Raw genomic sequence first — 11,910 nt, 5'->3', positions numbered from 1 at the left:
CCTTAAAAATCACACCGACAGCATCTGCCGCAACTCGACACAATCGCTCGCATGCCAATCGGTCAACTCGGGCCACGGATTATCCGGCAGGTTGACCAACACCGTCCGCGCTCCCGCCGCACGACCGCAGTCGAGGTCGAAACGGTAATCACCGACCATCACCATATCGCTGGCCGACACCTTCCAGGCTTCGGCCAGTTTCAGCAATCCTCCTGGATGCGGCTTCGGTGGCGCTTCATCGCGACCCAACACATCTTCTACCGCAAAGCAGTCGGCCAGGCCGATAGCCTCCAGCGTGACATGCGCGAGTTCACGGGCATTGCGCGTGAGAATGCCCAGGCGATAACCGCGCCCGGCCAATTCACGCACCAGCTCCACAGCCCCCGGTGCCGGTTTCGAACCTAGCGCCAGATCGCGCTCGTGCTCGAGCAGCCAGGCGTGCTTGGCGCTGGCTTCATCGGCCGGCAGCGCCGCCAGATGCGTCAGGATGTCGGCTTCAGGCGGGATCGCCAACGCGATGCGAATCGCTGCGAAATCATGCACAGCCACCGTCAGGGTGCCGTCCATGTCGAACACCCAATGACGTACGTCGGCCAGGCTCATGCCCAATCCTTGCGATGGCGAATCAGGCCTTCCTGGGTGACAGAGGCCACCAGTTGCCCGGCGCGGTTGAATACGCTGCCACGGGAGAAGCCGCGAGAGTTGCCGGCCCATGGGCTGTCCATCGCATACAGTAACCAGTCATCGGCGCGCAGGTCAGCGTGGAACCACAGCGCGTGGTCGAGGCTGGCGACCTGCATATCCTTGTGCCAGACCGATTTTCCGTGGGGCAGCATCGAGGTGGTCAGCAGACCGAAGTCCGACGCGTAGGCCAGCAAATACTTGTGCAATGCCGGGGAGTCGGCCAAGGCCCCGTCGGCGCGAAACCAGACGTATTTGATCGGATCGCTGGCTTTGGGGTTGTAGGGATCTTCCTCGGTGACGGGTCGGAACTCGATCGGTTTCGGGCACAGCAGTTTTTCACGCATGTGCTCGGGAATCAGGTGGGCGCGTTGCTGGATCAGTTCCAGTTCCGATGGCAGGTTTTCCGGTCCGACCACTTGCGGCATTTGTGTCTGGTGCTGGAAACCTTCTTCGTCGTACTGGAACGAGGCGCTACAGGTGAAGATCGGCTGGCCTTTCTGGATCGCCGTGACCCGACGAGTGCTGAAACTGCCGCCGTCGCGCACGCGGTCCACGGAATAAACCACTGGCATCTTGGCGTCGCCCGGGCGCAGGAAATAACCATGCAGCGAATGCACATGGCGCGCCTCTTCAACGGTCTGACTGGCTGCCGACAGCGACTGACCGAGCACCTGGCCACCGAACAGCTGACGAAAACCCAAGTCCTGGCTACGGCCGCGGAACAGGTTTTCTTCGATCGATTCCAGGCTCAGCAGGTCGACCAGATCATCCAACACTTGGCTCATTCAGACTCTCCTCACACAACGCAATGCCGCGCAGTCCTGGCTGCGTCGGTCAATTCACTTTCTGGCCCGTGCCAACATAGGGGCCATTGTAAACGTCCGTGCCAGGTTATCCATGCAAGGTTTGCAGCCATTGTTCGCGGCTGATGCGATACAGCACGTGGTGGTGCAGAGGATGATCGAGGGCAAGCCTGGGATGATCGAAATCATCGGCCGGATCGTATTGCATGCCGATCGCCTGCATGACTTTCTGCGACGGCAGGTTGCCGACCGTGGTAAAGGACACGACTTCATCCAGAACCAGGCGATCAAACCCGCAGCGTAGAGCGGTCCATGCCGCTTCGCTGGCGTAACCCAGGCCCCAATGCTCGCGCGCCAGACGCCAGCCGATTTCAATGGCCGGTGTGAAAGGCGCGTCGAACCCGACCACGCCCAGACCGGTAAAACCAATGAACTGGCCGGTGTCTTTGCGCTCCAGCGCCCAGAAGCCAAAACCATGCTCGGCAAAGTGCTCGCGAACCCTGCCAATCAACGAGGCACTTTCCAATCGGCTCAAGGGTGCGGGAAAATAGCGCATGACCTGTGGATCGGCGCACATCGCGGCAAACTCCGGCAAATCCTCATCGCGCCACTGCCGCAATAGCAATCGAGCGCTCGCCAGTTCGAGTATCGGCTCCATCGTTCCCTCCCCAATTCCATGCCGCCAGTCTACAACGCTGGTAGGATCCTTCACTCATTGCGCAACGAAATCATCATGCCCCTGCCGCTGATCTACCACGAAGACTACAGTCCCGAGTTCCCGGCGGATCACCGCTTTCCCATGGACAAGTTTCGCCTGCTGCGCGATCACCTGGTGGAGAGCGGTCTGACGCGCGACGCCGACCTGCTGCGCCCACAGTTGTGCCCGGCGGACATTCTCGCCCTCGCCCATGACCCTTCGTATATCGAGCGCTACATGAGTGGCGACTTGTCCCGCGAGGACCAGAGGCGGCTCGGCCTGCCCTGGAGCGAAGCCCTGGCCCGGCGCACGGTGCGGGCGGTCGGCGGTTCGTTGCTGGCGGCGGAGCAGGCGCTGGAGCATGGCCTGGCCTGCCACCTGGCCGGAGGTACCCACCATGCGCATTACGATTACCCCGCCGGCTTCTGCATCTTCAATGACCTGGCGGTGATCAGCCGTTTCCTGATGGAGAGTGGCCGGGTGAATCGGGTGTTGATCTTCGACTGCGATGTGCATCAGGGCGACGGCACTGCACGAATTCTGCATGACACTCCAGAGGCAGTGACCGTTTCCCTGCACTGCGAAAAGAACTTTCCCGCACGCAAGGCCGAAAGTGACTGGGACATCCCGCTTCCCAACGGCATGGGCGATGCCGATTACCTGAAAGTGGTGGACGATGCGCTCAACTACCTCTTGCCCCTCTATCAGCCAGACCTGGTGCTGTATGACGCAGGTGTCGATGTGCACAAGGATGATGCGCTCGGTTACCTGAAGCTGACAGACCAAGGCGTCGCCGCTCGCGATGAAGCCGTCATGCGCCATTGCCTGGGCCGCGATATCCCGGTGGTCGGCGTGATCGGCGGCGGCTACAGCAAGGACCGCCAGGCCCTCGCCCGCCGCCATGGCATCCTGCATCACAGCGCCGAGCGGGTCTGGCAGTCATCAGGCTGTCACTGAGTTGTGGATGCTTTACCCACAATGCCTGTGGAGCCGCCTGTGGATAACCTGAGTGAAAGGGACTGCAGGCCTTGCGGGGTGTGGGCTGCGGAGCGGTGGTTGTTTTTTAACCAGTCTCAATCACGCCAACGAAACCTTTGTGGGAGCGAGCCTGCTCGCGAAGGCGGCAGCACATCCAACCATGATGCGTCTGACATAACGCATTCGCGAGCAGGCTCGCTCCCACCGGGGACTGGGCTGTTAGAATGCCCGGCTTATCGGCCAAAACCGCAGTGCACCCCATGACCCAATCCCCGACCGCCTCCCCTTCCCATGTCGCCATCATCGGTGGCGGCCCCGCCGGCTTGATGGCGGCCGAAGTGTTGAGCCAGGCCGGGGTCAAGGTCGACCTGTACGATGGCATGCCTTCAGTGGGGCGAAAGTTCCTGTTGGCCGGTGTCGGCGGCATGAACATCACCCACTCAGAAGCCTACCCGGCGTTTCTCTCGCGCTACGCCGAACGCGCGCCCCAGATTGCGCCATTGCTGCGCGCGTTTGGGGCCGATGCGTTGTGCCAGTGGATTCATGACCTGGGCATCGACACCTTCGTCGGCAGTTCCGGCCGGGTCTTTCCAACCGACATGAAAGCCGCGCCGCTGTTGCGTGCCTGGCTCAAACGCCTGCGCGATAGCGGCGTAGTTATCCACACCCGTCACCGCTGGCTCGGCTGGGATGATCGCGGCGGTTTGCGCATCGACAGCTCCGATGGCGAAAAAACCGTCCAAGCCGATGCCACCCTGCTCGCCCTGGGTGGCGGCAGTTGGTCGCGCCTGGGTTCGGACGGTGCGTGGATGCTGCCACTGGAGCAAAAGGCTGTAGGACTCGCGCCGCTGCAGCCAAGTAATTGCGGCTTCGAGGTGCAGGCCTGGAGTGATTTGATGGTCAGCAAATTCGCCGGTGCGCCGCTGAAAAACATTGCGATCGGCCTCAATGATGACGCACCAAGGCTGGGTGAATGTGTGATCACTGCGACCGGGATTGAAGGGAGCCTGATCTACGCCCTGTCGGCAGCGATCCGTGAAGCGATCAACCAGCACGGATCGGCAACCATTCACCTGGACCTTCTGCCAGGCCGACCTGTGGATAAAATCCAGGCTGCACTGAGCAAGCCGCGCGGCTCACGCTCGATGGCTAAACATTTGCACAGTCAGCTGGGCATCGATGGGGTGAAAGCGGCGTTGTTGCGGGAGCTGACATCTGCCCAAACCTTTACCGACATGGCATTGCTGGCCAAAGCGATCAAGGCGTTGCCCATGACCCTGGTGAAACCTCGACCGCTGGACGAAGCGATCAGCAGCGCGGGGGGCGTGTTGTTCGAAGCTCTGGATGAGCGGTTGATGCTCAAGCAAATGCCTGGCGTTTTCTGCGCGGGCGAAATGCTCGACTGGGAAGCGCCGACGGGTGGCTATCTGCTGACCGCGTGTTTCGCCAGTGGGCGTGCGGCGGGGTTGGGGATGGTGGAGTGGTTGCAGCGCAAGGGCTGAAGACCAAGGCGCGCCCTTCGCGAGCAGGCTCGCTCCCACAATGGGTCTGTGTCGTACACAAATACAGTGTTCACAGAAGATCAATGTGGGAGCGAGCTTGCTCCGGGCGGCGTTCCGACGAAGGCGGCCTAACAGACGCCGCCGCTAATCAAGGCTTACGCTTACGCGGCCCAGTGTTGAACACCGGCACCTTGCGCACAGGCTTGATCGAAGGCTCCGTTGGCGCAGCCTCCCCGCTATCGACCCACTTGCCGAGATTGCGCTTACCGCCACCACCCGACGTTTTTGGCTTCTTCGGTTTCTTCGGCTTCTTGATTACCTGACCACTGGCGTCGGTGTCCGGCACGCGATGCTCTGGCTCGAAGTCCGGTTCGTTCTGACGCTTGAGCGTCTGGCGGGTCAACATCTCGATGGCCGACAGCAGATTTACTTCATCGGCGCATACCAGTGAAATCGCCTCGCCCGTGGAGCCGGCACGCCCGGTGCGACCGATACGGTGGATGTAATCCTCGGCCACGATCGGCAAATCGAAGTTGACCACCAACGGCAGGTCTTCGATATCCAGGCCGCGGGCCGCGACATCGGTGGCGACCAGTATCTGCACTTCACTGAGCTTGAAGCGGTCCAGCGCGCGCTGACGGGTCGCCTGCGGCTTGTCGCCGTGGATGCCATCGGCGTTGATGCCCAGGCCCTGGAGTTTTTCCACCAGCGCGTCCACGCCGTTGCGGGTCTTGGCGAACACCAGCACCTGCTTCCACTTGCCCTTGCGCATCAAGTGCACAAACAACTCCGGCTTGCGCTTCTTGTCCACCGTCACGATCCATTGCTTGACCGTATTGGCGGCAACGTTGCGCGGGCTGACTTCGATACTCAGCGGGTCATTGAGCATTTGCCCGGCGAGCAGGCGAATGTCGTCGGAGAACGTGGCGGAGAACAGCAGCGTCTGGCGCTTCTTAGGCAGTGCTCGATAGATATTCGCCAGTTCCTCGGAGAAACCCAGGTCGAGCATGCGGTCGGCCTCGTCCAGCACCAGGGTTTGCAGCTGATTGAACTTCAGTGCGTTCTGGCGGAACAGGTCGAGCAAACGGCCCGGGGTCGCCACCAACAGGTCGACGCCGCTGCGCAGCTTCATCATTTGCGGGTTGATACTGACGCCACCGTACACCGCGTAGGTGCGCAACGGCAGGTTCTCGGCATATTGGCGAACCGCTTCGTGAACCTGCTCGGCCAGCTCTCGGGTCGGCACCAGAATCAGCGCACGCACCGAGTTGGCGGTGACTTTCGGACCTTCCATGGCCAGCAACTGCAGCAGTGGCAGCGCGAAACCAGCGGTCTTGCCGGTGCCGGTCTGGGCGGCGGCCATCAGGTCGCGACCGGCCAGCACCGCCGGAATGGCTTGCGCCTGAACCGGCGTCGGGGTCTGGTAGCCGAGCGTCTCAAGGGAGCGCAGCAAGGGTTCGATCAGGCCAAGGGTGGCGAAAGTCATGGGAGTACCGTAGGAAAAATCAGCGCGATTACGCGAAACATGTTTGCAATGGCGCGCAGTTTACCCTAATTCACACGGGATTCTGTCGGCACCGCCGTCGGCTCCAACTTCACCACTGGCCGTTCCGGTGTGCGACGCCACTGCGGCAGGCCAATCAGCACCACGGCACTGATGATCACCAGCATGGCCAATGCTTCTTCGATGCCAATGGTTTCTCCGACAAACACAATCCCCAGCAACACGGCCACCGCCGGGTTGACGTAGGCATAACTGGTGGCCGCCGCCGGACGCACATGCTTGAGCAGATACATGTAGGCGTTGAAGGCAATGATCGAGCCGAACACGGTCAAGTACGCCAGCGCCGCCCACCCCTCGATGGGTGGGACCTGCTCCAGGTGCTCGCCGCTTACCGCACTGCCGATCAGCAATACCACGCCGCCGACCAGCATTTCCACGGCACTGGCCATTGCGCCTTGAGGCAACGGCAAGTGTTTGCTCCACACTGAGCCGAATGCCCAGGTTGCCGCGGCGAAGATCAGTAATGCCGCACCCAAAGGACTCGATTGCAGGTTGGAGCCGAGATTAAGCATGACGATGCCAATCATCCCGAGTGCAACACCCGCCCATTCAAGACGGGTATTGCGCGCGCCCCAAAAGTAGCCACAGAGCAAGGTAAACAGCGGCACCGTCGCCACCGCCAACGCGGCCACGCCGGAAGCCACGCCTGTGTGTTCGGCCACGCTGACCGCGCCGTTGCCGCACGCCAGCAGCAATACGCCGATGAGCCCCGCGGCTTTCCATTGTGCCCAGGTCGGCGCTGGCGCGCCGCGCCAGCGCAGGAAGGCGTACATCAGGCTTCCAGCGATCACGAAGCGAATGCCGGCGAGCAGCAAGGGCGGCCAGTACTCCACACCGATGCGGATCACCAGGTAGGTCGAGCCCCAAATCACGTACAGCGCGAAAAAGGCAGCAATCAACGGTAAGGGGAAGCGACGTAGGCCGGACATGATGGGCAGCTCACAGGCAGAACAGGTGAACGGCTATTCTAGAAAGGCTAACGCTGGAAAATAAGTTACAAAACCTGTTTAAACCGCCGGTACACTTTTCAAAACACGGAGTTCAGCGCTATAAACCGTGCTTTCGAAAGTCCGCCATTTTCAGGAGCTGCCTCGATGGATAAGTACGACCGCATGCTGCTCAGCGCCCTGCTGGAAAACGGACGCGCGTCTTACGCCGACCTGGCGCGCAAGGTCAACCTCTCCGCCCCGGCCGTGGCCGAACGCGTGGCGAAACTCGAAGCCAGCGGCGTGATTACCGGTTACCAGGCGAAAGTCGACATGGCCAAGCTCGGCTTGCCGATCCAGTGTGTGATTGAACTGCGGTTGAACCAGCACGGCAACCAGAAAGCCTACGACGACCTGATCAAGATCCCGCAATTGACCGAATGCCACCGCGTGACTGGTGACCCATGCGTGATCATGCAAGCGGCGGTGGGCTCGATGCCGGAGCTGGAAGAGCTGATCAACCGGATTGCCACGTTTGGTTTCAGCAAGACGTCAATCGTGTTGTCGAGTGCCATCGAGAAGCGGGTGCCGTTGGGGCAGTTGGAAGGGAATGGCAAGGGCATTTAATTGTTGTAGGTGATCCCCTGTGGGAGCGAGCCTGCTCGCGAAAGCGGAGTGTCAGTCGACATCAATGTTGAATGATCAATTGCTTTCGCGAGCAGGCTCGCTCCCACAGGGGAATCCTGTCGCGGTCAGAACCCACGATGCCGCTTCAGGTGTTCATTGACCTTCGCCGCCGGCACTTTCTGCAATTTGCACAACAGATCATGGGACAGCTCGCTCAAGCCATGCCTGTGCCGCAGCTCTTCGGCCAGGTGCACCGTCAGGTTGGCCGCCATTTCCGCATCGGCCATGGCCCGGTGAGCCTTGCCGGTGTGGGGCAGGTTGGCGAAGGTGGTAAGGGTGCCGAGCTTGTGGTTCGGTGCCGCAGGCATCAGGCGCCGGGCCAGCAGCAGCGAACAGGCAAAGTTCTGCAGCCGCGTGCGTTTGATCCGCCCCAGTTCGAAGTCCCAGAACTTCTGGTCGAATGCGGCGTTGTGGGCCAGCAAGGGCGTGGTGCCGACGAACTCGTTGACCTCGTTCATCACCTGCTCGGCCGAAGGCGCGGTGCGCAGCATGGCGTTGCTGATTCCGGTCAGTTGTTCGATGAAGCCCGGGACGCGCACGCCGGCGTTCATCAGGCTCTGGTAACGCTCGACGATGCGCCCTTGTTCAAGGATCACCACGGCAATTTCCGTGGCCCGGCAACTGCTGCTCGGAGAGATCCCGGTGGTTTCAAAGTCGATGACTGCTATGCGTTCCAAACCTGTTTGAACTCCGTAAAAATCAATTCTTGAGCAGCAACGCGCCTTCGATCGGCACGTAGCGGCTGGCGGCGCGGATCAGTGAGTTGGCCGTCAGGCCAGGTACGCCGTAGGCCACCGCTTGAACGCCGTGCTTGCTGATGATGCGTTCCAGCAGCATGTCGAAATCACCGTCGCCAGAAGCCAGCACCACTTCATCGACATGGTCGGCCGCGTCCATGATGTCGAGGGTGATGCCCACGTCCCAGTCGCCCTTCGCCGAGCCGTCGCTGCGCTGGATATAGGGCTTGAGCTTCACGGTGAAACCGAGGTTGCGCAGGATCTGCTGGAACTGCTGCTGTTTGCTGTCGCCACGATCGATCGCGTAGGCGTAGGCCTCGACAATCTCGCCTTGCTTGCTGATATCAGCCCACAACGCGGCATAGTTGAAGTGGCAGCCATAAGCCTGGCGTACGGTGTAGTAGAGGTTCTGGACATCGGCGAACACTGCGATTTTTTTCACCGGACACCTCGATAAAGCGCAGGCAGGGTCAGGCACCAGGCCCGAAAAGTCGCCCAGTATGCCAGCCAAAAGCAGAGTTTCGCGAATAATCGGCCCGAAGCGCCGCAGCGCCCCGGACGAATGGTGCATCAGACGAAGGAGTCGTCGTCGCCGCCAAAGAACGATGAGCTGTCGTCGCTGTAGTCAGCGTCGGCAAAACCGCCCTGATTGTTGGCATAGGTATCGTTGCCGGCCATGCGCTGGTCATCGCCCCAGCCATTGTTGCCCTGGTCGTTGACCTGGGCCGGTTCTTCCTTGATGACTTCGACGATTTCCTGGGGTGCCTGGTTGTGGTGGAACAGACTGCTGATGCCTTGTGCCAGCATCACGCCACCCGCCACACCGGCCGCGGTTTTCAGCGCCCCACCGAGAAAGCCGCCACCCGCCGCGGGGGCCTGTTGCTGGGGTGCATAGCCCTGCTGTGGAGAAGCACCGAAGCTCTGTTGCGGCGGCGTGTTGAACGAAGGCCGCGCCGGCTCGCGCCAGCCGCCACCGCCAGATACCGGCGCACTTTGCGCGGGCGCAGGCTGCGAACTACCACCAAAAATGCTCGACAAAAAGCCGCCGCTCGACGCCGGGGCCGGCGTTTGCGCCTTGGCTTGCTGCAGTTCGGCCTGCAATTTCTGGATTTGCGCATTCAGCTGCTGGTTCTGCCCGTCGAGGCTCTTGATCGCCGCCTCCTGCACCAGAATCGCTTGGGTCATGAAATAACCCGCCGCCGGTTGGCGCGCCAGGTGTTCCTTGATCCGCGCCTCGGCTTGGGCGTCGCGCGGGGCTGAGTCCGTCTCGGCCTGTTGCAGCCGGGAAAACAGTCCATCGATCAGGGTTTGTTCTTCGCTGTTCATGGCGACCTCGTAGATTGCCGGGAAAATCGTTGCCTTTACCCATACAGGGTAAGGCGCTCGACCTTAATGGAGGCTGAAACAAGTTGTTTCAATGAGCTTTACCGAACGTTTACGTTTGCGCCCTCCCGCGCATCATCGGTTAAAGTGGGCCACTGCTTTCAACCAGCGATACCAACCGATGAATCCGTTCGATGTACTGCGTGACTCCTTGTATTTCTTCAAACGCAATCTGGGCCAGATCGTGCAGCTGTGTCTGCCACTGGTAATCATCGAGGCCCTGTTGCAACAAGTGGTCGACCATTCCACCGAGCCGGACAGTTTCCCCGGTATCAGTGTGATCGTCGGCTTGCTGGTCTATCCGTTGTACACCGCCGCCCTGATCCTGTTCCTTGATGCCCGCAGCCGAGGCGAATCGCCCAGTAACCGCGAGCTGCTGTCGAGGTCCGCCTATCTTTGGCCGCGCTTCGCCTTGCTGACCGCCCTGAACACCTTGCTGATCCTGCTGGGCTTGTCGCTGTACTTCCTGCCGGGCATTTGGCTGATGGTGACCCTGGCTTTCGGCGAGTACCTGCTGGTGCTGCGTGGCTTGGCGCCATTGCAGGCCATGAAGGAAAGCCTGCGCCTGACCCGTGGCCACTTCATGCGCATCCTGGTGTGCATCCTTTGTGTGATGGGGCCGTTGTGGCTGCTCAAGGGTGCAACGTTGGCGGCGTACCCTGAGCCGCAAAACCCGGCGATCTCGCTGCTGATCGACAGTGCCCACAGTTTCTTGCAACTGTTTACCAGCGTGGTGCTGTTCCGCCTGTTCATGCTGATCAGCGAAGTACCGGAAAAAATCGATGGACCACGTTGACCGTGGGCGACCGCTCGTCAGTCGGGTATGCTCGCAGGCAACTTCCGTAACGCGATAAGCCGAGCCATGACCCGACTACTGCGCTACACCTTGCTGGGATTGTTGATCGTCATCGGCGTAGTCTGCGTGATGACGTACAGCCTGACCTGGCGCCCCGAAGCCAGGGAAATAGCGCCGGTCGCGTGCAGTACTCAAGCGCCAGGGCTGGCACCCGGCCAGGCACTGAAGGTCATGACGTGGAACGTCCAGTACCTGGCGGGCAAGCGCTATGTTTTCTGGAATGACCTGGCCGCTGGCACCGACGATTCCCCCACACCGGAAGACATGGCCTTCAGCCTCGACGAAGTGGCGCGAGTGATCCGCGACGAGCAGCCGGACGTCGTGCTGCTACAGGAACTCGATGACGGCGCCAAGGCCAGCGACTACCAGAACCAGCTCAAATTGCTGCAGGAGCGGCTCGCCGACCTGTATCCGTGCAGCGCCCACGCCTTCGACTGGAAGGCTGACTTCGTGCCCAACCCGCACATTTTCGGCAGCGTCGGCCGGCAACTGGCGACCCTGAGTCGCTATCGGATCGAGCACGCCGAACGCCTGCAATTGCCCATCGCATCGGCCAACCCGATCAGTCGCCAGTTCCAGCCGAAAAACGCCTTGCTGGTGACGTACCTGCCATTGAGCGACGGCGGCCAGCTCGCCATCCTCAATACCCATCTGGAGCGAGCGACCCAACCTGACGAGACGCTGCAGGCACAGGTCGCGGCCGTGGCCAAGGTTCTCGACAAGTTCGAAAGCCGCGGCACGCCCTGGCTAATCGGTGGCGACTTCAACCTGCTGCCACTGGGGCAATACCAGCGCCTGCCCAGCGAACAGCGCACCCCCTACTCCGCCGACAGCGCCCTGCATCTGCTGTGGGACAAGTACCCGATGATTCCCACCAACAACGAATCCAGCGGCATCGACCGCGCGCGCTGGCTGACCCATTACCCGAACGATGCCGGTCTGAACGGCCCGGACCGGACCGTCGACTATCTGTTCTACAGCCCGAGAATCAAACGGGTCGAAGCGACGGTGCGGCAAGACGATACCCTGCGCATCTCCGATCACCTGCCGGTGATTGCACGGTTCCTGCTGCCCGCCGCGCCGTAGATCGCGG

At 61.1% G+C, this 11,910-nt stretch carries 13 protein-coding genes; 5 read left to right on the top strand and 8 right to left on the bottom strand.

Going from position 1 to position 11,910, the window contains the following annotated elements; translation table 11 throughout:
• Positions 1–9: 9 nt before the first annotated feature.
• The 3 genes from QLG10_RS06930 to QLG10_RS06920 form a co-directional block, all read right to left on the bottom strand.
• A complete protein-coding gene (locus QLG10_RS06930) occupies positions 10–603 on the bottom strand; it encodes an HAD family hydrolase (RefSeq protein WP_020798710.1) in 594 nt (197 codons plus the stop codon).
• Positions 600–1,469, bottom strand: coding sequence for an acyl-CoA thioesterase II (tesB, locus tag QLG10_RS06925; RefSeq protein WP_110750955.1), 870 nt, complete (start codon positions 1,467–1,469; stop codon positions 600–602). Before tesB ends, QLG10_RS06930 begins: the two co-directional genes overlap by 4 nt.
• Before the next feature lie 106 nt (positions 1,470–1,575).
• Complete coding sequence (locus tag QLG10_RS06920; RefSeq protein WP_110750953.1) at positions 1,576–2,145, bottom strand: GNAT family N-acetyltransferase; 570 nt, start codon at positions 2,143–2,145, stop codon at positions 1,576–1,578.
• Between the two features lie 75 nt (positions 2,146–2,220).
• On the opposite strand from QLG10_RS06920, the gene QLG10_RS06915 reads away from it, so the two are divergent.
• Positions 2,221–3,141, top strand: coding sequence for a histone deacetylase (locus tag QLG10_RS06915; protein ID WP_282486366.1), 921 nt, complete (start codon positions 2,221–2,223; stop codon positions 3,139–3,141).
• 281 nt (positions 3,142–3,422) lie between these two features.
• Positions 3,423–4,664: a TIGR03862 family flavoprotein gene (locus QLG10_RS06910; protein WP_282486364.1), complete on the top strand. Its 1,242-nt coding sequence runs from the start codon at positions 3,423–3,425 to the stop codon at positions 4,662–4,664.
• A gap of 148 nt (positions 4,665–4,812) precedes the next feature.
• On the opposite strand, the gene QLG10_RS06905 is transcribed toward QLG10_RS06910, so the two are convergent.
• A complete protein-coding gene (locus QLG10_RS06905; RefSeq protein WP_110750951.1) occupies positions 4,813–6,150 on the bottom strand; it encodes a DEAD/DEAH box helicase in 1,338 nt (445 codons plus the stop codon).
• A gap of 65 nt (positions 6,151–6,215) precedes the next feature.
• The gene (gene yedA / locus QLG10_RS06900) at positions 6,216–7,157 is read right to left on the bottom strand and encodes a drug/metabolite exporter YedA (RefSeq protein ID WP_248676978.1); all 942 of its coding nucleotides are present in this window, start codon (positions 7,155–7,157) and stop codon (positions 6,216–6,218) included.
• Positions 7,158–7,322: 165 nt separating this feature from the next.
• Here yedA and QLG10_RS06895 point away from each other — a divergent pair, with 165 nt between their 5' ends.
• Complete coding sequence (locus tag QLG10_RS06895) at positions 7,323–7,781, top strand: Lrp/AsnC family transcriptional regulator (RefSeq protein ID WP_020798718.1); 459 nt, start codon at positions 7,323–7,325, stop codon at positions 7,779–7,781.
• 125 nt (positions 7,782–7,906) lie between these two features.
• Here the strand turns inward: QLG10_RS06895 and QLG10_RS06890 are convergent, their stop codons facing one another.
• The 3 genes from QLG10_RS06890 to QLG10_RS06880 form a co-directional block, all read right to left on the bottom strand.
• Positions 7,907–8,518 carry a 3'-5' exonuclease gene (locus QLG10_RS06890; protein ID WP_020798720.1) on the bottom strand — a complete coding sequence of 204 codons (612 nt, stop codon included), beginning with the start codon at positions 8,516–8,518 and terminating at the stop codon, positions 7,907–7,909.
• Positions 8,519–8,540: 22 nt separating this feature from the next.
• Positions 8,541–9,020 (bottom strand): NYN domain-containing protein, encoded by a 480-nt coding sequence (locus tag QLG10_RS06885; RefSeq protein WP_007946629.1) that lies wholly within the window; start codon positions 9,018–9,020, stop codon positions 8,541–8,543.
• A 128-nt stretch (positions 9,021–9,148) separates the two neighbouring features.
• Positions 9,149–9,904 carry a DUF2076 domain-containing protein gene (locus QLG10_RS06880; RefSeq protein WP_282486355.1) on the bottom strand — a complete coding sequence of 252 codons (756 nt, stop codon included), beginning with the start codon at positions 9,902–9,904 and terminating at the stop codon, positions 9,149–9,151.
• A 178-nt stretch (positions 9,905–10,082) separates the two neighbouring features.
• Between QLG10_RS06880 and QLG10_RS06875 the strand changes: the two genes are divergently transcribed.
• Together QLG10_RS06875 and QLG10_RS06870 are read left to right on the top strand one after the other, a co-directional pair.
• On the top strand, positions 10,083–10,757 hold the full coding sequence (locus tag QLG10_RS06875; protein ID WP_032832167.1) for a YciC family protein: 675 nt from the start codon (positions 10,083–10,085) through the stop codon (positions 10,755–10,757).
• A 66-nt stretch (positions 10,758–10,823) separates the two neighbouring features.
• Positions 10,824–11,903: an endonuclease/exonuclease/phosphatase family protein gene (locus QLG10_RS06870; RefSeq protein ID WP_282486351.1), complete on the top strand. Its 1,080-nt coding sequence runs from the start codon at positions 10,824–10,826 to the stop codon at positions 11,901–11,903.
• Positions 11,904–11,910 lie beyond the last annotated feature (7 nt).

The sequence above is a fragment of the Pseudomonas sp. V98_8 genome, from assembly GCF_029967975.1.
GTDB classification, from domain to species: domain Bacteria; phylum Pseudomonadota; class Gammaproteobacteria; order Pseudomonadales; family Pseudomonadaceae; genus Aquipseudomonas; species Aquipseudomonas umsongensis.
This window is presented reverse-complemented; position numbering and strand designations above follow the sequence as displayed.